Source organism: Polyangiaceae bacterium (genome assembly GCA_020633235.1).
Classification (GTDB): Bacteria; Myxococcota_A; Polyangia; order Polyangiales; family Polyangiaceae; genus JACKEA01.
This window is the reverse complement of sequence record JACKEA010000001.1, coordinates 630077-649615: the sequence shown is the minus strand read 5'-3', so window position 1 is coordinate 649615 and position 19539 is coordinate 630077. Positions and strand designations below refer to the sequence as shown.

Genomic DNA, 19539 nt, shown 5'->3' with positions numbered 1-19539 from the left:
CAAGCATGATCGTCGTGTCGCAGTGGTGGATCAGGCAAGCTGCCGCGATGCTCCCGTTTCGCGGCTCATTGCTCGCCCTCGCCCTGGTCGGCTGCGCAACTACTCCCCAGACCCCGGCCGCCGCGCCCCTGACGCCACCGCCAGCACCGCCGCCATCCGCGCAGGCGCCGCCGGCGCCGCCGCCGCGCGGCGTGCCGCCAGCCCCGGAGCGGTGTCGCGTCTTTGGCGATCGGAAGCCGGGCGTCGCACCGGAGTGCGCCGAGCCCGCTGCGGCCCGAAGCAAGCTGCTCGCAGCGCTGACCACGGCGGACGCGAGCGCCCGGGACCAAAGCCTCGTCACCCTCGAGGCCTGCGCAGGGCTCCCGGGCGGCGTGGTCCGCGCGCTGCGCGCCGAGCTGGCACCGCCGGAGTGCGGCGACGTCCTGGTGGAGCCGCTGCTGGCAGCACCGCCCACCGGGCTCCGGGCGGACGTGCGGGATGCTCTCACGGGACTGTCCCTCGCAGCCCGTGCCCATCGCCTGGTGCGCACGCCGCCGCAGCTCGCTCCGCCCCACGACAAGGAGCGCGTGCAAGAGTTCGTGAAGACGACCCTGTTCGAGTGGATCACGGATCAGGCGCACGCAGTCCACGCCATCGGCGTGAAGGGCGCCGCCCTCTCCGGCTACGGCAAGGGCGTCGTCGCGGTGGAAGCCGGGCTCGCGGATCTCCGCTTCGTGGACGTCGCGCGCGGTGCGCCGATTCCCGACGAGATGGCGAAGGACCAGGAGCTGTCGGAGGCCTACTACGGCTCGCTGGACGAGGCCCTGGAACCGCGCAAGACCCGCGGGCGCGACGCCGCGTTGGTCGGGCTCGGGGCCCTCTCGTCCGTCGGCGTCTTGGAAGATCCTCGCGTGAATCGAGCCCGCTCGCTGCTCTCGAAGCTGTACGCCGGGCGACGCATCGACGCCCTCGACAACCTGCTGCTGCCGCCCTTGCCGCCGTCGTCACCAAAGACGGTAGAGCAACGTCTGGCCCACGAGCTGCCCACGTTCTACGCGGAGATCCTGCTCTCGGAGCTCGACCCTCGCGACCCGGAGAACCTGCGTCCGTTGCTCGACCGGGGTCTGCCGCCCTTCGCCCGAACGCGCCTCGAGCAGGGACCGAAAGCGTCCGCTGGGCTCTTCGCCCGCGGGTTGTTCGAGCTCGGCCGCCGCTATTGGCTCGCGAAGGCGTTCCAGGAGACGACGACCGTTGCCAAGAAGGACAAGCTCCTGGCAGCGCTTGGGCAAGTGCTCTCCAAGGGACCGGACAACGCTGCCGCGATGATGCTTCGCGGCCCGACGCTCCCGAAGTTGGACGTCGCGCCGCTGGACAAGCTCGCGGCGCAGCCGTTCGCGACGTATGACGCGGCCCGTATCCTCGAGGTCGCCCACCCGGCGAACGCCGCCGCCGACTTCTGGCGCGACGTCGCCAAGCGTTACGAGCGCGCGGCGAAACAGCTCGAAGCCGCCAAACTGCCGCAGGCGAAAGACGCCACGGCCGCAGCCAAGGCCGCGACGGACACTGCGAACGCGCTCAGCTCAGAAGCGGCCGCTGACGCCACCCAGAGCGCCGCCGGGAAGTAGCTGCACGTCCACGCGTGCGCTGTCCGCCGTCGGCTTCTCCGGCTGGGAGGGCGAGAGCCACAGATAGGTGGCCACGCCCAGGGACACCACCCCAACGCCCAGGGCGATATCGCCGAAGAGCCGCTTCTGCTTGATGGAGTCGACGTCCGAGCTGTCGCAGTTGGGCTTGCAACCGGAGTCCTCGAGGTCGCTCTTCTTGGATTCCGCGCCGAGCCAAAAAAAACCTGCTCCAGCGAGGGCCACGACGCCGACACCGCCGAGGACGTAGCTCGCCACCGGAGGCCCTTTCTTTTCCGCTGGTTGATCGATCTCCGGCGCCACGGCGGGCTCCGTCTCGATTTCCGCCGGCTTGTCCGCTTCCGGCTCGCCGAAATGGACCGTGACCTTCTTGTTCCGCTCCCCCGCCCGCAGGATCACCTCTTGCTCGACGGGGTCCTGCCCTTCGAGCTCGAAGCGGAACTGATGCGTGCCCGGATTGAGCTCGATCCCTTCCGTGCCGAGGGACTCCGCGACGACCTCGCCATCCACCGTGACCTTCACCTGCAGGGTCTCGTTGCCCTGAGGGTCTTCCGCCACCACCACCACGGAAGGAATGGCTTCGTTCACTTCGTCGAGCCAGGTGAGGCAGTCCTTCTTCACCGCGGCCATGCACTCGCTCTTGGCACACACGATCAGCTGCTCACGCGCCTTGGTGAGCTCGCCCCCACGCTTGAGCTTCTGGGCCTGTACGTAGGCGTCCGCGCACTGCTTCTTGATCTCGGATTTCTTCGGAGCGGCTTGCGTGCCGAACGCGAAGAGCATCACGACGAGACCGATACGAGCCAACCTCATGTTCACATGCACTCCGGCTTGACGTGCTTGATGCCGTCGGAATCCACGAAGAAGGGCGTGTCGCAACCCTTCGGCTTCTTCTCCGCGGCGGGCTTGTGCTCGACGGGCTTGGCGGCCGCCGTCGGCTTGGCGGCCGCCTTGGGCTCCGCGCTCGGCTCGGGCTCCGCGCTCGGCTCGGGCTCCGCACTGACAGCGACCGTCGCGGGGAGAGCCGGAAGAGCGGGCGCGAGCGTGGTTGCCGGCGGCGGCGGCGCCGTGAGCGTGGCGCTGGCCGTGGGCGCGGCCGGAGCGCTGGCGCCCCGGCGCCACAGCAAGAGCGCCGTGATCGCCATCAAACCGAGGGCTGCGATGACCGTCACGACCGCAACGACGAGCTTGAGCCGGGACTGCGCCGGCGGCGGCGCAGCCACTGCCGATGGATAGCTGAGCTGCGAAGGTTGCGATGGATAGCTGACCTGCGAAGGCTGGGACACCTGTGAGGGCTGCGACGGGTAGGTCACCTGCGACGGATGCGAGGGGCTCGTGACCATCGAGATCCCCGAGCTCGAGTACTCGTGCGGGTTCGGCAGCGGCGGCGGGCGCCCGGGATTGCCCGGCACCATGTGCACCGCCGAGGTGCTCTCCATCTCGCGCACGCGGGCGGCTCGCAGGGCCAGCGCCTCCACTGCGACGGCCTGCACCCACTCCCCCACCTGAAACGGCGAGGCAACGCCCAGGGCTCGCTCGAGCTCGATCGCCATCTCCCGAGCCGTAGCGAAGCGATCGGAGGGACTCGGCGAGAGTGCGCGCATCACGATCGCGTCCACCTCGCCCGGCACGTCCCGCACCAGGGAGCTGGGCGTGGGGAAGCCGCCAGCGAGCACGGCACCGAGCACCTGTCCCTCGTTCTGCCCCTGCACCAGACGACGCCCGACCAGGCCTTCCCAGAGCACCACGCCCGCGGAGTACACGTCCGTTCGGCGGTCCACCGCATCCCCACGGATCTGCTCCGGCGCCATGTACGCCAGCTTGCCCTTGAGCTGGCCGTCCCGCGTGGACTGCAGGCGGCCGGCGGCCTTGGCCACGCCGAAGTCGAGCACTCGGGCCACGCCATCCGTACCGACCAGCACGTTTTGCGGCGAGACGTCGCGGTGAACGATGCCCAGGGGATGCCCGTGCTCGTCCGTCGCCTCGTGGGCGGCGTGCAGCCCGTGCAGCGCGTTGACGATCACTCCGGCGACGATGCGCGGCTCCACCCGCAGGCGCTTGGCCCGGGTCGCCTTGAGCAGCCGCGAGAAGCTCTCGCCCTGAACGTAGTCGAGCACGAGGAACACCTCGCCCTCGATGGCGACGACGTCGAGCGTGCTCACAACGTTGGGATGGTGGATGCGCGCCGCGAGCCGCGCCTCGTCCAAGAACATGGACACGAACTCGGGATCCCTCGCCAGATGAGGATGCAGCCGCTTGACCGCCACGGTCTTGGAGAAGCCGACGGGGCCGAGCAGCCGTCCGAGGTGCACCGTGGCCATGCCGCCGGCAGCGATCTCGTCGAACAGCGCGTAGCGCCCGAGCACCCTCTCCGCTTGCTGCATGGCCTGCATCCGCGCGGTCACCTGAGCTCGTTGGTCCACATGCAGCGATACGGCCGCGTGGTGGTCGACTGGCTCCAAGTGGAGTACGTGTTGTAGAGATCCGTGAACGCCGGATCCGTGCCCTGCCAGCGCACGATCTGTATGTATAGGTTGCTGTTGGTCGTGTTGCTGCCCTTGGACATGTCGCTCGTCCACAGGTGATTGTTGGTTCCGTTGGGCAAGCTCGCGCGGATGGCCTCCGTGAGGTCTCGCTCCGAAGCCAAGTGCCCGCCGGCCTTGCGACAGTCGTCCAAGGCATCCTCGAAAGTCGCCGACGGCGCGCGGTCGAAGCTGTCCAGCCACATCTTGGCGCCGCTGCTGCCGGGCATCGCGAGCTCCGTGCAGCCGCCCGCGCAGTCCGCGGCCTGCGGTCCTGCGTAGCCGGTATCCACCGGGTAGTAGATGCAGCGTGTGAGGCGGCTCGTCGTCTTGTAGCCCGCGCTCGACTCCCCGCTGTAGCTGAGGGAGAACTCCGGCGCCGTGCCGGTCCAACGCACGAGCTTCGTCAGGAAATCCGTGCCGTTGTAGCCCGCCTGGTCCGACGTCCACACCCAAGAGCCAGACCCCGCGGGCAAGCCCTGCTGGATGAGCTCGGTCAGCTCGTCGTCGCGCGGCACGTGCCCGCCACGCCCCCAGCAGGTGTCGTGCGCTTCGGTCCAGGTCTGGGTGGCGGTGGAGTCCACCGCTTCCCCCTTGTACGTGGACAGCGCGCCGACGAACTCGTCCGTGATGCTGGCAGGATGCGTACCTGCCTCGTAGTTCAATCCAGCGCAGCGGAACGCGCGGTTGTTGGTGTTCGTGGTGTAACCACCGTTGCCGATCACCAACGGAGCGGCCACCACGCCTTGCCAACGAATGATCGCGTTCAAGTCGTAGCGGACGCCATCCGCGGTGTGGAGCCAGCTGTTGGTGCTGCCGCCGTCCAGGCCCTGCTGCACGGCCTCCATCAGGGTGACGAAGGTCGGCAGGTGGCCGCGATTGAAGGTGCACTCCCAGATGGCGCTGGCCACCGGCAGCGGAGCGCGATCCGCCGTGTCCACGTTGTAGCGTTTGCCCTCGGAATCCAGCCCGAAGCAGGCCTGTCCCGGAGGTCCGTAGCAATTGTTGCCGACGAAGGCCTTGGGCAGCGGCGGCGGGCACACGCAGCGATAGTTCAGCGCCGAGCTGGTGCTCTGGTTCGCGACGTTCGCGTCGCTCAGGCGTACTCGAGCGCGACTCGTGGCGTTCACCGGCACCATGGACCACAGCCAGTTCGTGTTGATCGTCTGCCCCACGGTGGCCGACTGCGTGGCGCTCACCCGATACAGCTCCGTGGCCGTGGGCAAGCGTCCGCCAATGCCCTGGCAGGTGGTCTCGGCGGTGGTGTAGTCCGCCGCCGCGCGCTCGAGCCCGTCCCACGCCTCGCCCCAGGGGTCGGTGATCTGCTGATTCAAGAGCGTCTTGCAGGCGATGACGCAGCTGCCGCCGGAACACTCTTCGTTCGCACCGCAAGCGGTGCCGCAGGCGCCGCAGTGCTGCGAGTCCGTCTGCAGATCCGCGCAGGTTCCGCCGCATGCCGTCTGACCCGCGGGACAGGTGAGGGCGCACTGACCATTGCCGCACACCTCCCCCGTGGAGCACTTGTTGCCGCAAGAACCGCAGTTGTTGACGTCGTTCTGGAGGTCGTAGCAGAGGCCGCTGCACGCCACCTGTCCGCCGGGGCAGGTGATCTGGCACTGACCGGAGACGCAGGACTCCCCGCTGTTGCAGCTCTTGTCGCAGCCGCCGCAGTGCTGCGCGTTGGACTGCGTGTCCACGCACAGATCGCCGCACTGGGTCTGGCCGGTTTGGCAGTCCGCGGTGCAGCTCCCGCCTTGGCAAGCCTGCTCTACGGCGCAGGAGTTGCCGCAGCTGCCGCAGTGATCGGGGCTGCTGGTGGTATCGACGCACTGGCCGTCGCACTCCACCTGGCCCGTGTCGCAGCCGGCGCTGGTGCCCGCGTCGCCTCCCTCGGTGAACTCGTCGAGGGAAGATCCCAGCACCGAGCACGCGGTGGTGAAGGCGAGGAGCAACATCGCAGCCACCCCGCAAAGCCCCCGCTGGAGCCCTTGCTTTCGGTAAGCCATGAGACGGCCTTCGAGTCTAGCACAGGGGTCTCCCCCCTTCCGAAACTCGAGCGACCGATGTCACCATGGCCGCGTGAAGCTCCTCGCCCCCGCGATCGTGTTCTTGGCGTTCGGCGCGTTCGTGCTGGCCGTGCCCTCGTCCGTCGACGGTCGCGCGCCCCTCGCCGTGCTCTTCGCCGCCCTCGTCGTAGTCCCGCTGGCTGCCTTTGGCGCCGCGCACGCTTCCGGCGCGGATCTCCGGGACGTGCCGATACGTTCCCTGGTGCCGTGGTCGAGCTTGTTCGCGGCGTTGGTGCTCTTGTGCGGCACCATCGGGTTGATCTTCACCCGCGGCGAGCCGTGGTGGGCGCCCTTGGCCATGGGCGCCGCCGTCGCGCTGCTCACCTTCGTCATGTCCGCGTCGCTGTGGCTGTTTCCGTTGCGCCCGATCTTCGCGCTGCGGCGGGCCCTGGCGGATCCCGAACGCGCCGCGCTTGCCGCGGAAGAGCTGGCTCGGAGCTTCGAAGCCGAGAGCATTCCCGCCCGCGGCATCGGCCTTCGCCGGGCGGCGGGCCGCGCCCTAGCGGCCGTTGGCGTGCTCGCCGACGCTCAGCACTGGTCCCGCGCCGCGCGGGTGCTGGACGTCGTTCCCCTGCAACAGCTGAAGGGCGTACGCCGCGCGGCGCTGTCTGCCTCCCGTGCCACGGTCTCCCTGTACCTGCACGACAAGAACCGCGCTTGGGCGGCGCTCAAGGATGCGTTCGCCTACGCCAAGGATCCGAATCTCATCCGTACCTTGAGCATCACCGATGCGCTGGTGACCGCCGTCGATGGCCACTGCGAAGAAGCGCTCACGCGGCTGGATGCCATCGGCAGGCCGCAGACTCCCAGGGTGCAGCGCGCGTACCTCATTGCGCGTGCTCACGCGCTGGCTGGCGTGGGCAAGCTGGACGACGCGCGAGCCTGCCTCGAAGAGCTGTCCAAGCACTCGCCCCAAGGACTCGAACGTGCGGCGAGCCTCGACGGTCCCGCGTCGAAGCTCGCCGAAGAGCTCCGCTCCGGAGCGCGAGCTTCCCCTCCTTCGAACGCGCTTCCCCAGGGGCTCGCGCCGGACCAACAAAAGCAGCCGGATTGAGCCCTTTCAGGCCATTTCTTTTTTGTCGGTCCGCCGCGGAAACGTCAGCTGCCGTTCGGTTGCCCCATGCGCAACGGCCCGCCGCGGGCGGTGGACCAGAGCAGGCAGTTCTCCGCGGAGCCCGGCACGGTGAACACATCCATGCCGTGATCGAAGGTCTGGACGAAGATCTCGACGGCGCCGTCGCCATCGAGATCGCCGATCGCCGGAGCAGCGGGCGCGCCGTTGCCGTTGCCGTTGTGACCAGCGTCGGGAAGCGTCACGTCGTGCAGCAGGCTGCCGTCCGCTCCCAGGATCACGAGGTGTCCACAATCCTTGCTATCGGGATCGCCGTAGGTGGAGAACACGAGCTCCGGTGAGCCGTCCTGGTTCAGATCCGCGACGGTGACCTCGGACGAGTACATGATGCTCTTGCCGAAGGTGTAGTTGAACTTCCAGAGCTCCTTGCCGGTGTGATCGAAGGCGTGCACGAAGCCGTCATTCAGGCTGACCACCACTTCCGGCTCGTCGCCGCCTTGGATGTTCACGGTGGTGGGAGCCGGCACGCCGCCCGGGGGGTAGTCGCCCTTCACCTGGATGGGCGCGCCGCCGCGGGGCAGCGTTTCCCAGCCCGCCTTGCGCATGGCCGAACGGCTGCCGTCTCCGTAAGCGCCTTCGAGCGCCATGATGGCGTACGCCTGCGTCTCGTAGGGCTCGTTCTTCTCCACGTTGGGAACCCCGAGAACCTCGTTCTTGCCGTCGAGATCCAAGTCCACCACGTTGGGCGGAGACGCCGTCCACTGCAGCCACTCCGCGGTGGTGGGGCTTGGCCACTCCCCGGTGTGCAGGTGGTAGTGGTCTTCTTCCACTTGGGGATCCGCCCAGCGAATGAACTGGCCCCAGGTCAGGCGTTGCCCGTCGAACTCGTTCGCGCGATTCGTGAAGTAGTCCGACGAATCGATGGCGACGCCGTCGAAGTCGAAGGCCTGGATGTGATGGTTGTCGTAGGTGGCCAGGATCTCGAGCTCGGGGTCGTCGTCGATGTTACCGATGCCCACGTTCAGGCCGTAGCAGCCGAAGCCGTGGTGGCCGGCACCATTGCGATCTGCGTCGTTCCCCTGCCCGGTCTTGTTGTTGTACCGCGGCCACGCCTGCCAGGAGATGCCCGGCGGCTGGAACAGCTGGCCGTTCGGTGAGTACACGAAGACCTGAGCGCCGCCATCTTCGGTGCTCGCCGTCTGCGTGGTGGTCACCACCACCTCGATGTTGCCGTCTCCATCCAGATCCGCGGCCGCCATGCCTCGAACCTCGGGGGAGTTGCCGGCGGTGGTGGTATCCGCGGGCCACCCGGCCTTGAGCGCGAGCTTCCCGCCCTTCCACTCGTAGGTGTACACCTTCTCGGAGTTGCCGAAGACGACCTCCGTGGTGCCGTCGCCCTCGAGATCCACCACCACGTGTGGGGCGTACACGCGACCATCGCCGTCTTCGGCCTTGTCGAGCAGGTTGCCCTCGGAATCGAACACGAACACCGAGTAGTAGGCGGCGATCAGCTCCCGCTTTCCATCGCCGTCCAGGTCTTGAATGACGGGCGAGGCGTACCAGCTGGTCTGCCCTTGCAGGTGCTTCCAGTAGGTTGGCGCCTGCACTTCTCCGCCGCTGGTGCCCTTGTCGCAGGTGGGGTTTCGCGTGCCGCCGGTGGTGCTGCCACCGCTGATGCCGCCACCGCCGCCGCTGCCACCCCCCGCGGCACTGCCGCCGCCGCCGGAAGTGCCACCCGTGTTGCCGCCGGAGTCATCGCCGCCGCCACACGCCGCGAGCAGCACGCCACCGAGAAACACCAGCGAAGAGAAGATCGAAACCGTTCGCATCCCAAGCCTCCAGCCTCAGAGTAGCAGAGCCAATCGGAACGCGAAGCGTCAGGGATCAACCCGCGGGTGTCGTACCTTGCCCTGCCATGTACGACATGAGCATCTGCACCAGCTCCGCGGGTGGCGCCACTTCCGGCTCTTCCACCGAGTCCTTCTCGTTTTCGAAGCGCAAGATGTCGAGCTTGTCGAAGGCTTGTCGCACGCGCGGCGTGAGCAAGCCCAGGCGCCGCAAATTGGGCACGATCTTGGAGAACATCATCTGGCGGAAACCACGCTGGAAGGGCGTGTTCGTCATCCACGGCACCCAGATGCTCGAGTCCCAGCCCAGGCGCTCGAACACCGGCTGCATCAAGAGGCGCTCGCGCAAGAGCGCCGTCGACTCGATCACGAAGTCTTCGCGCTCTCGGAGCTCCGTGGCGGACAGCTGCCCAGTGTACAGATCTGCCAGGGACAGCACGCCGAAAGCCACGTGGCGCGATTCGTCCTGCATGATGCGACCGGTGATGTCCTGGATCAGCGGCTCGCTCTGCATCACCAGGCGCATCATGCCGAACGCCGCCAGGGCCAAGCCTTCCACCATGATCTGCATGCCGAGATAGGTCACGTCCCAGCGGCTATCTTCGACGATGTCCTTCAGCAGACCCGCCAAGCTCGGGTGCACCTCGTAGGACAGGCCGAGCTTCTCCGTGAGGTAGCGGTGGTACACCTCCACGTGCCGCGCCTCGTCCGCCACCTGATTGGCGGCGTAGAACTTGGCTTCCTCCGTGGGCGCCGTTTGCACGATCTTTGCCGTGGCGATGAGCGCGCCCTGCTCTCCGTGCAGGAACTGCGAGAGCATGAAGGCGTTCATGTGCAGCCGGAACTGAACGGCGGTGTCCAACGTGAACTTCTTCGGCGGGTCCATCAGCGTGTTCATGAACACGTCGATCTGCGCCTCCCGCGCCAAGCGCTCCACGTCCACGTCCGTGGACCAATCCAAGTCCGTCGCGTTCCAGCTCAGGCTCTTGCCCTTCTCGTACAAGGCGAGGAGCTTTTTCTCCTTCAGCGCGTACTGCCAGTCGAACACCGTGTCGATGGTCGCTTGGATGGCCTGCGACGCGCCGGAGGCGGGGAGCGGAACGGGGTTCTTCTGGGGATAGTCCATGGGGCCTCAGTATGGCCCAGCGTGTCCGAAACTGTCAGGAAGACCGCGAGGTGGGTGAACGTATCGTGGTGTGTGTCGTTGGCGACCAACGGAGGAAGATGACATGACTTATCGGGGCTTTGCCGCTGTGCTCGCGCTGGCGGCGACGGGGATCTTGGCCGTGGCGTGCGGTGGGGACGATGGCGGAGGAGGAAGCCCGAATACGGGCGGGGCCGGCGCCACGGATGGCGGCGCTGGCACGGGCGGTGGCGCTGCTGGCAGCGGTGGCGTGAGCGGCAGCGGTGGCGCGAGCGGCGGTGGCGGCGTAGCTGGGAGCGGCGGCGTAGCTGGGAGCGGCGGCGTAGCTGGGAGCGGCGGCGTAGCTGGGAGCGGCGGCGGCGACTGCTCGCAATTCGCTTCGGTTACGCAAGACGCTGCATGCAAGAGCTACGCGGAGGGCTACTGCAAGCTGTACGCGACGTGTGCCCCCGCGTTCTTCAGCCTGTTCCGGGTGAAGGACGAAGCAGACTGCAAGGCGACCTGGGAGACGCTGTGCAACCAGTTTTCCGCAGCGCCAGGGTCCGGAATCAAGCCGGCGGGCATGGCCGCCATCGGCGACGCGCTGAGCAAGACGACCTGCGACCAGCTGTACGCCGGTGCCATCCAGAGCTTCGATTTCGGAGACCCGAGCTGTGGCGTCGACGGCACCGTCGCCACGGGCAAGGCCTGCTACGTGGACTCCCAGTGCGCGTCCACCAACTGCGACGTGCCCGACGGCGCGCTTTGCGGTCAGTGCGTGGAAGACGCCGCTGCCGGCGCGAGCTGCACCTTCGACAGCGACTGCGCCAAGGGTCTGTATTGCGACTTCAACGACACCTGCGCCGCAGAGAAGAAGCTCGGGGAGTCTTGCGCCGGCTTCGCCAAGTGTGAGAGCGGCGCCTTCTGCGACGCGAACGATACCTGCGTGGCCGTGGGTGACGTGGGCGCCGACTGCGGGGGCGACGACGAGTGCAAGCAGCCCCTGGTGTGCGGCGCCTCCGGCAAGTGCAAGGCCGCCGCGTTGGGCACCGCGGGCGCGACGTGCGATCCGAAGGAGAGCTACAGCTGCAACTCGTACCTCGGGTTCAGTTGTGACGACGCCACCAACAAGTGTGTGACCCATCAGGTACCCGGCCCCGGTGAGCCCTGCGGCCTAATCGGAAACACGTTCGTGCTGTTCTGCTCCGGAGGCGCCAGCTGCGTCACGCCCAGCGGCTCCAACGCTGGAACGTGCATGGCCGTCGCACCGGTCGGCGGCGCCTGCAACACTGACACGGGTCCCGACTGCTCCGCCGTCGCAGAGTGCATCAACGGCACGTGTCAGGTTGCGGACGCCACGACCTGTCCCGCGAACTGAACCGAGCGAGCGGAAGCCGGCCGCTCGCGTCGGCTTCCGCTCAGCACCCGTTGCAGCTGCAGTTTCCGCCGAAGCACTGCTGGATGGCGCAGTTCGCTCCGGACTTGCAATCGATGACACAGCCGCCGCCGAGGCACGCCACGCTGCAGGTCGAGCCCGGATCACACGTCAGCTTGCAGCCGCCCGCCGGGCACGAAACGGTGCAGTTGGAGTTGCTCTGACAATAGGTGTCGCAGCTGCCGATGCAGCCCAGCTTGCAGGTGGACGGCGTGTGACAGACCAGGCTGCAGAAGGCAGCACACTGGAGGTCGCAATCCCCAGTCGCGGGGCAGTCGCAGGACGGGAAGCTGCATCCCCCCGCGGGGGGAGCTCCGCCGCCGCCCGGAGCTCCGCCGCCGCTGGGCGCGCCCCCGCCTCCCGGCGCGCCGGCCCCGCCGGAGGTGCCCCCGCTTCCGGAGGTTCCACCGCCGCTGGGACCGCCGCCACCACTGGGACCGCCGCTGTCGCCGCCGCTGCCTCCGCCGGCGACGCCGCTCGTGCCGGCGAAACCGCCGCCCTCGATGATCCCGCCGCCCACGCCGGACACGCCCGCGAACCCCGCCGACGCATCCGCCCCGCCGCCGGGCGGTGAGCTACCTTCCGAGTCGACGGCGCAGCCGATCAGGGCGATGGCGACCACGCCGGCGGCACGGAGGTTCATTTCACGAGCTTACCCTTTGCGTCGAAGAACTGCAGCGGCATCTCGAGCCCTGCCAACGTCGGCTCCACCACGGAGCGGTCGCCGGCGACCACCACCACGTAATCCTTGGCATCACAGTAGCTCTTGGCCACCGCGTTGGCGGCTTCCGCGGTGACGGATCTCACGTTGCCGGGCCAGCGGGAGTACCAATCGTTCGGCCGTCCGTACACCGGCAGCATCGAGAGCTGCGCCGCCACGTCGCCGTTCTGCTCGAAGCGTCCGGGAAACCCCAGGAGCAAGCCGTTCACGGCGTCGTCACGTTCCGTCTGGCTCAGGGGCCGCGGTCCGCAGATCCCGTTCAGCTCCTTCACCACCTCGTCGATGGACGCGCGCGTGGTCTCGCGCTTCACGTTGGCTGCGATGGCGAAGAACCCGGTCTTGGTCCAACGGCTGAACGCGCTCCGAGCACCGTAGGTGTAGCCCTTGTCTTCTCGCAGGTTCAGGTTCACCCGACTCGTGAACGCCTCACCGAAGGCACGGCTGAACACCTTCGCCGGGAAATACTCGGGGGACGTCTCCGCCCCCGCGCGGTGCGCGAAAGCGATGGCGGACTGGGTGGTGCCCTTGTAGTCGACGAAGTACACGCCGTTCTTGACAGGCGCGTCGCTCACCGCGGCCTCGGTGCTCGTGGCCTTGCCGCTCCAATCGCCGAAGCTCTCGGCAAGGGCCTGCTTCACGGGTGCTTCTTCGATGCCGCCCACCACGACGAGGGCGGCACCGTCCGGCACGAAGGTCGCGAGGTACTGGCGCTTGACGTCCGCCAAGGAGAGCTTCTTGAGCGAGCTCTCCGTGCCGGTCGGCAGCCAGCTGCCGTAGCCTTCGCCAAACAGCGCGTGGCGCAGCACGATGGCGCGGCCGTGACCGGGCTCCGACTGCTGCGAGAGCTCCTCCGCCACTCGCTGATCCCGCCGGCGAACGAGCTCCTTGGGGGAGAGCGCGGGACGGCGCACGATGTCCGACAGAAGCTTGGCGGAAGGTCCGAAGTTCTCCGCCAACAGGTTCATACCCAAAGTGACGCCGTCGACGTCCGTGCTGCCGTAGTAGTCCGTGCCCAGACGCTGCAGCTCTTCCGACAGCTCGAGCGCCGTCTTGCCACCCGCACCCTCGTCCAGCATGTCCGTGGTCAGTGCGGTCAGCCCCTCCTTGCCCTTGGGATCCGTGGCCGCACCCCGCGGCAGCACCAAGAGCAGGGACACCAGCGGCGTGGAGCCCTGCCGCAGGTAGTAGACCTTCATGCCATTTTCGAGCTTCCAGGTCTTCGCTGCCTCCAGGGTCCAGTTCGGCGCGGCGGCCGGCTTCGGGAGCTTCGCGTAGTCCGGACCGGCGGGGGCTTGGGCGCTCGCTGCCGGCCCGGTTGCCGTCGTCGCCGGGGGAACGGGGCCCGCGGATTGGGCTCCACCGCACGCAGCGGCGAAGGCGGCGGACACGAGTAGATAGCGCTTCACGGCTTACCTCCTGCCTTGGGGCCCGGGACGATCTCGATGCGTGCGTAGCGCTTGAGATCCAGATAGCGCTGAGCAGCGCCTGCCACGTCTTTCGCCGAGGCTCCGGTGTAGCGAGCTAGATCTTTGCCGATGTAATCGGCGGAGCCGGTGTTCTGGTAGTACGTTGCGAGCGTGGAGGCGCGGGACACCACACTCTCGATGCGCTCGTAGAACCCTTTCTTGTAGCCGTTCTTCGCGCGCATCATCTCGTCTTCCGATGGAGGCGTGGACAGCGCCGTGCCGAGAGCGGCCATCAGCGCCTTCTCGAGCTTGTCCACGCTGACGCCAGGCGCCGCCGTGGCTTGCACCACGTAGAAGCTCGACATCCGCTGGGAGACCTGGAAGGCCGACACGTCCTTGGCGACCTTTTGCTCGTACACCAACGGCTTGTACAGACGGCTCGTCTTGCCGTTCGTGAGCACGCTGGAGAGCAGATCCAGCTCAGCGTCCCCCGGCGCGAACAGCGCCGGCGTGTGCCACGCGAGCATGATGCGCGGCAATTTCACGTCGTCCGTGTGCGAGACGGACACGATCTTGTCGAGCTTGGGCAGCGCCGCCTTGGGCACGTCCGCGCGCTTTCCGCCCGGCTCCACGCCGAAGTACTTCTTCACCAACGCCTTGGCGCTCTCGGGCTCGAAGTCGCCGACGACGGTCACGACCGCGTTGGCCGGCACGTAGTACTCGTGGAAGAAGGCCTTCACGTCGCTGAGCGTTGCCGCCGACAGATCCGCGTGAGAGCCGATCACGGGCTCGTGATACGGATGCCCCTTCGGATACAGCGTCTGGTACAGGTACACCCAGGCCATGCCGTAGGGCACGTTCTCGTAGCGCTGCCGGCGCTCGTTCTTCACCACGTCGCGCTGGTTGTCGAGCTTGGCCTGCGTGAGCGCCGGGAGCAGATGGAACATCCGATCGGATTCCATCCACAGCGCCAGCTCCAGGTAGTTGGACGGCACGCGCTCGAAGAAGTTCGTCCGGTCTTGGTTGGTGGTGCCGTTCACGACGCCACCGACGGGCTCGAAGGGCGTGAAGTACTCGTTGTCGAAGTGCTGCGAGCCCTGGAACATCAAGTGCTCGAACAGGTGCGCGAAGCCGCTGCGGCCGGGGCGCTCGTTGGCGGAGCCCACCAGGTAGCGCACCTCGACGGCCACCACCGGCAGCCGGGTGTCGCGGCTGAGCACCACGGTGAGCCCGTTGTCGAGCTGATACTGGTCCACGGGCAGGGAAATGGCGGTAGAGGCGCCACCGTTGGCCGGAGCCGCGTCCGCGTCTGCGGCTTTCGGCGCGAAGGCCAGGGCTCCCGCCGTGAGGGCCAGGGCCAGACTCATTGCGATTCGACGCATCGGATCTCCTTCAGGATTGTGCGGTGCCTTGGATGGCGGCTCCGTGAGGCGACGTCAAGCCGATGAAACGCACCAGCTTCGCGCAGCGCGCCAAAGCGGTGCAGGGCCAGCAGTGGATCTCCGCAGAATTCGCGTGGCACGCGTCGTGCGAAGCGTGGGGCCATGAGCACGAAATTGGAGCTTTCCGAACGCGCCACGGAAGCCACCGGCTGGCGGCAAGGTAGACCGGTGGAGGATCCTGCAAAAACCAAGAGCTGGGGCTTCGTCGCTGCCAAGCCCAGCGAGTATCTCGTTCACGTTCGTCGCGGTCGTGTACGGCCCAGCTCCGGTCAAGGGGCCACGTGCTTCAAGTGGCCCTGGGATGCGGTGGCGGTGGTCCCCACCAGCTTCCAGCGCCTGTCGTTCAGCGCGGACCAGGTCACGCGCGAGAAGGCGGGCGTCGAGGTGGTCGGCCTCGCCGTCTATCGCATCGCCGAACCGCTCGTCGCCTATCGGGTGTTGAACTTCAGCTACCCCGAACGGGCGCAAGAGAAGCTCGAGCAAACCCTCACTGCCATGTTCGTCGGCGCGACGCGACGCCTGGTGGCAAACCTCACGGTGGAAGAGTGCTTGCAGAAGCGCAAGGAGGCTCTCGCCGAGCACCTGCTGCGGGAGGTCGCTCCCGTGGTGGGCGGTGAGGGACGCCCGGAGGACGTGACGGACCAAGGCTGGGGCGTGGTGATCGACACCATCGAGATCCAGGAGGTTCGCGTGCAGAGCGCGGCGGTCTTCGACGCGATGCAAGCGCCGTATCGCGCCGCCTTGGAGCGCGCCGCCCGCGAGGCGCGGGCGGACGCCGAGCGGGACATCCAGACGCGGGAGGCGGAGTGCAAGAAGACCGTGGAAGAGACCACCATCCGCGCCCAGCTGGCGCTCGAGCAGGAGCGGGCGGAGCTCGCCCGCCGCGCGGAGGAGATCGCCGCCCGAGCCGCGGTCGAACGGCATGCCCGCTCCCGGGAGGTCGCCCGCGCGGAGCTGGAAGTGCACGACATCTTGGCTCGGGCACAAGAGCAGAAGCTGGCCCTGGAACGGGCGCGGCTCACCGGCGAGCTGGAGCAGCGGCGCGCCGAGGCCGAAGTGGCGCTGCTCGAAGGGCGCGCCCGGAGCGAGGTGCAGATGGCGCTCGCCAAGGTGGAGCGCGAGCAGGCCGAAGCCCGCGCCAAGCTCCGCACCGCGGAGCGCTTGCCGGAGCTCGCCGCCGCGGTGGGTCAGCGTTTCGGCGAGGTGAAGGTCACGCACATCGGCAGCGACGGACAGAGCCCGTTCGGGTCCATCGCTCAGGCCGTCGCGTCGGTCCTGGAGCTGGCGCGCCAGGGGTAGCCGGCGAAGGCCACGAAGAAGAGCGGAAGGCCGGCGAGGACGATGATCGGCAACACGGGTTGCAGGAGCGCGCCAACGGCGGACAGCAACGCACACAGCGAAAGGGCGATCAGGCGCAGCCGTGCGTAGCGCCGAGCGCGCTCGAGCCCCAAGAAGGCGAGGGCGAAGTCCGTGGGCCAGAGCACGAGGGCGAGCTCGTTGAAGCGCAACTCCCGAACGCTGCTCACCAGCGCAACGCCCCACACGGTGAGGGCCAGGAGGCCGAGGGCGATGCCCACCAGCGCTCGCGCCCAGCGCCGCTGGCCGAGCGCCGCCGCGAGCGCTCCCAGCGCCAGGCCGGGCACCACGAAGTAGGGCACGTTCGACCCAAGGTCCTTCGGGAAAGCCGGCCCCTGGCGTTGGTAGACCACGCGCGGCGCCACGCCGAAGCGCCGCGTGATCTCCGCGCGCAGCACGTCGGGCAGGAACATGCCGTCGTGGACGTCGACGACCTGATCGGCGCGGCGTCCCACGAGCAGGTCGCCGAACAACAGCGGCACGCGTTCCCCGGCGAGGCGCTCCTTGCCGAGCGTTCGGAACGACGCGGCGAGCGAGCGCCGGCCGTCGGCGGAGAGCCGCCCCGCGGTGCCCTCGTCGATCACGTCCCGCACGCGGGTGGAGCAGTTGTCGTCGAAGTGATGGTAGCGGTAGTAGCGATTCGCGGGCAGCGCGTCGTGCTCCAAACGCGCCGCCACGGCGCGCGCCTCTGCGGCGGAGAGCGGCAAGCGCTGGCGCCACACGGTGCGGTCGTGCTGGCGGTACACCTCGAGCATGCGCGGGAGCGGCCACACGCTGACCCAGAACTTCGCGTCGCCCCGCAAGAAGCGCCAGCCGAGCTCCTCCGGCGGCGAGGCGAAATCCGTGGTGCCGTAGTTGTAGCAGCGCGTGCCCTCCGCCCGCGTGACGCAGATGGCGGCGTGGCCGAAGCGTTCGAACAGGTCGCTGCCCTGCCCCATGGTGTAGACGTCCACCGTGGGAGCCGAGCCCAGGGCGGCGGCGAGCAGCGCCGGCCCGAGGGTCATTCGATCCGCCAGCGCACCACGCGCACACTTCCGCCGAGGGCCGGAGAGTCGAGCTCCGTCTCTTCGAGCGCCGCACCCTCGAGCAAAGCGGCAACGCCGGGGAGCTGCAAGAGCGCCGCGGGAAACGCGACTTCCTCCGCCCCGGCGCACGCCTGGAGCTTGGCGGCAGCGTTCACCGTGCTGCCGAAATAGTCGATGTTGGTGTTCAGCCGCACCGCGATGCAGGGTCCGGTGTTGAGGCTGGCGCGCACTCGAATGCCGATGCTTTCGCGCTCTTTGCCGAGGCGACGCTGAATGCCTTCCGCCGCCCGGATGGCGTCCACCGGATCGACGAAGGCCGCCATTGCCGCGTCGCCGATGGTCTTCACCACCGCGCCGTGGTGCTTCTTCACCTCGTCGAAGATCTCCGTGAAGTGCCGCTTCACGTCGACGAAGGCCGCCGGGTCGCCACGCTCGGCGTACAGCGCCGTGGAGCCGACCACGTCCGTGAACAGGATCGTCTGCTTGCCCACCGACAGCTGCACGTCGGAGGCCACGAACTCCTCCGCGAACAGATCGCGGAACTCCTGGAAGCTGAAGAGGCGCGCCGGCCTGAGCGCGTCGTCCGACCAGTGGGCATCTTCCACCACGAAGGTGGTGTCCTCCGGCGCTTCCAGCACGAGCTCCGGATTGGGGGCCAGGGCCACGGGCCCGTCCGTGTCCTGCGCCGGAGACCACTCGAGAGTGCTCGCCGCGGCGCCTTCGCTCACGTCCAGCACGCGGTGTGCGTCACTCCCGCCAAGGCGCAGGCGATAGCGCCCTGGGTGCAGGCTGGTCCGAACGCTGCGCTTCTCCCCCGCCTTCAGGCTCTGCTGCAGCTTGATGTGGCTGCGGCGCGCGGGCTCCGCGCTGCAGAAGAAGAGCTGAGGCACCTCGCGAATGGAGGGGTGCACGTGGAAGGCGACCTCGATGGCGCTCTCGCTGTCGGTATCGAAATCGATGGCGCACACCTCGCAGCTCCCCCGCCGTGGCACCTCGCCCAGGGTGTGCACTTCCGCGCGCACGCCGCGGCAATGCGGGCACACGACGTCCCAGGACAGCGCCAGGAGACCGGCCCGGGTGGCGTGCAAGAACGCCGACAGCACCTCTTCTTCTTGGAGACCCCACTGCCTTGCCAGGGGCAGCACGCGAATGCGCGCGAGGTCCATCGGGTCGCCCGTCTGCACCAGCTCGAGCAGGCGGTCCGCGGCAGACTTTTCCACCCCCTGCTCCACGATCGAACGACACAAGGCGACGGCGCGCTCGGCGCTCTCCGGCGGCAGCGGTGGGGGCGGCAATAGATAGGGCGACGACGCGGCTTCCCTGGCGGCCGCGTCCACCTGCGGGATCACCTTGGCGTACCCCGACAGGATGCTGCCGACGGCGATGCGCAAGAGCCACCGCTGCCAGAAGCCCCGCGGGATGAAGCCGAAGTACACCGTGAAGTCGGTTCCGCCGTCGTCCCGCGGGTCGAGCTGGTAGATGCCCCGAGCCACCCGCGGCGCGCCCCGATCGTACAGACGAATGGACGTGAGAGTGCGTTCCGCCACCCAGGTCCAGGGCACCTCCACCCAGCTGTGGAGGATGCCGGCGTTGCGACTGCGCCCGTACATCACGCCATCGCGCTCCTCGAAGTGCATGCGCGAAAGGCCAAGAGCGCGGTTGAAGCGCGAGGTGTCGCTCAAGAACGGCCACAGCTCCGCGGGGGACGCTTCGAGGGCGAAGCGGCGAGCGGCCTCCACGGGTTTGCCGTGAGCGAGCAGCTCTTCCGGCCAGGGGTGCCGTTGAAGCAGCTCCGCGAGCGCGGTGTCCGGCTCCATCGGCGGCGCAATGTACTCCACCCGACGCTTTGCCGCGAGGTTCCGCGGCGAACCAGCAAACCCAGCCAAAGCAGGCGAAGAGAGC

Annotated in this window: 14 protein-coding genes; 4 read left to right on the top strand and 10 right to left on the bottom strand. The window is 68.2% G+C overall.

The features are described from left to right. Positions 1-47 precede the first annotated feature (47 nt). Positions 48-1604, top strand: a complete 1557-nt coding sequence (locus tag H6717_02830; GenBank protein ID MCB9575952.1) for a hypothetical protein — start codon at positions 48-50, stop codon at positions 1602-1604. Here H6717_02830 and H6717_02825 read toward each other — a convergent pair. Genes H6717_02825 through H6717_02815 form a run of 3 tightly spaced genes read right to left on the bottom strand, consistent with a single transcriptional unit; the run spans position 1560 to position 6150 of the window. After that, on the bottom strand, positions 1560-2435 hold the full coding sequence (locus H6717_02825) for a hypothetical protein (protein ID MCB9575951.1): 876 nt from the start codon (positions 2433-2435) through the stop codon (positions 1560-1562). The two genes, H6717_02830 and H6717_02825, sit on opposite strands and share 45 nt — an antisense overlap. A 2-nt stretch (positions 2436-2437) precedes the next feature. After that, positions 2438-4006, bottom strand: a complete 1569-nt coding sequence (locus H6717_02820; protein MCB9575950.1) for a serine/threonine protein kinase — start codon at positions 4004-4006, stop codon at positions 2438-2440. Between the two features lie 17 nt (positions 4007-4023). Beyond that, a complete protein-coding gene (locus H6717_02815; GenBank protein ID MCB9575949.1) occupies positions 4024-6150 on the bottom strand; it encodes a hypothetical protein in 2127 nt (708 codons plus the stop codon). A gap of 73 nt (positions 6151-6223) precedes the next feature. Here H6717_02815 and H6717_02810 point away from each other — a divergent pair, with 73 nt between their 5' ends. Then, the gene (locus H6717_02810; GenBank protein ID MCB9575948.1) at positions 6224-7264 is read left to right on the top strand and encodes a hypothetical protein; all 1041 of its coding nucleotides are present in this window, start codon (positions 6224-6226) and stop codon (positions 7262-7264) included. Positions 7265-7308: 44 nt separating this feature from the next. On the opposite strand, the gene H6717_02805 is transcribed toward H6717_02810, so the two are convergent. Together H6717_02805 and H6717_02800 are read right to left on the bottom strand one after the other, a co-directional pair. Beyond that, positions 7309-9111 carry a VCBS repeat-containing protein gene (locus tag H6717_02805; protein MCB9575947.1) on the bottom strand — a complete coding sequence of 601 codons (1803 nt, stop codon included), beginning with the start codon at positions 9109-9111 and terminating at the stop codon, positions 7309-7311. 55 nt (positions 9112-9166) lie between these two features. Beyond that, positions 9167-10255 (bottom strand): ferritin-like domain-containing protein, encoded by a 1089-nt coding sequence (locus tag H6717_02800; protein ID MCB9575946.1) that lies wholly within the window; start codon positions 10253-10255, stop codon positions 9167-9169. Between the two features lie 103 nt (positions 10256-10358). Between H6717_02800 and H6717_02795 the strand changes: the two genes are divergently transcribed. Then, entirely contained in the window at positions 10359-11630 is a 1272-nt protein-coding gene (locus H6717_02795; GenBank protein MCB9575945.1) for a hypothetical protein, read from the top strand. A gap of 40 nt (positions 11631-11670) precedes the next feature. Here H6717_02795 and H6717_02790 read toward each other — a convergent pair whose 3' ends face one another. From H6717_02790 to H6717_02780, 3 genes are read right to left on the bottom strand one after another with little or no spacing between them, the layout of a single operon-like run. Further along, positions 11671-12330: a hypothetical protein gene (locus H6717_02790; GenBank protein MCB9575944.1), complete on the bottom strand. Its 660-nt coding sequence runs from the start codon at positions 12328-12330 to the stop codon at positions 11671-11673. After that, complete coding sequence (locus H6717_02785) at positions 12327-13814, bottom strand: insulinase family protein (GenBank protein ID MCB9575943.1); 1488 nt, start codon at positions 13812-13814, stop codon at positions 12327-12329. The genes H6717_02790 and H6717_02785 overlap by 4 nt, the downstream gene beginning before the upstream one ends. Beyond that, complete coding sequence (locus H6717_02780) at positions 13811-15196, bottom strand: insulinase family protein (protein MCB9575942.1); 1386 nt, start codon at positions 15194-15196, stop codon at positions 13811-13813. Before H6717_02780 ends, H6717_02785 begins: the two co-directional genes overlap by 4 nt. Positions 15197-15358: 162 nt before the next feature. Here H6717_02780 and H6717_02775 point away from each other — a divergent pair, with 162 nt between their 5' ends. Further along, positions 15359-16555, top strand: a complete 1197-nt coding sequence (locus H6717_02775) for an SPFH domain-containing protein (GenBank protein MCB9575941.1) — start codon at positions 15359-15361, stop codon at positions 16553-16555. Here H6717_02775 and H6717_02770 read toward each other — a convergent pair. Both H6717_02770 and H6717_02765 read right to left on the bottom strand, forming a co-directional pair. After that, positions 16513-17616, bottom strand: a complete 1104-nt coding sequence (locus tag H6717_02770; GenBank protein MCB9575940.1) for a DUF4105 domain-containing protein — start codon at positions 17614-17616, stop codon at positions 16513-16515. The two genes, H6717_02775 and H6717_02770, sit on opposite strands and share 43 nt — an antisense overlap. Next, positions 17613-19454: an adenylate/guanylate cyclase domain-containing protein gene (locus H6717_02765; GenBank protein ID MCB9575939.1), complete on the bottom strand. Its 1842-nt coding sequence runs from the start codon at positions 19452-19454 to the stop codon at positions 17613-17615. The genes H6717_02770 and H6717_02765 overlap by 4 nt, the downstream gene beginning before the upstream one ends. Positions 19455-19539: the final 85 nt, after the last annotated feature.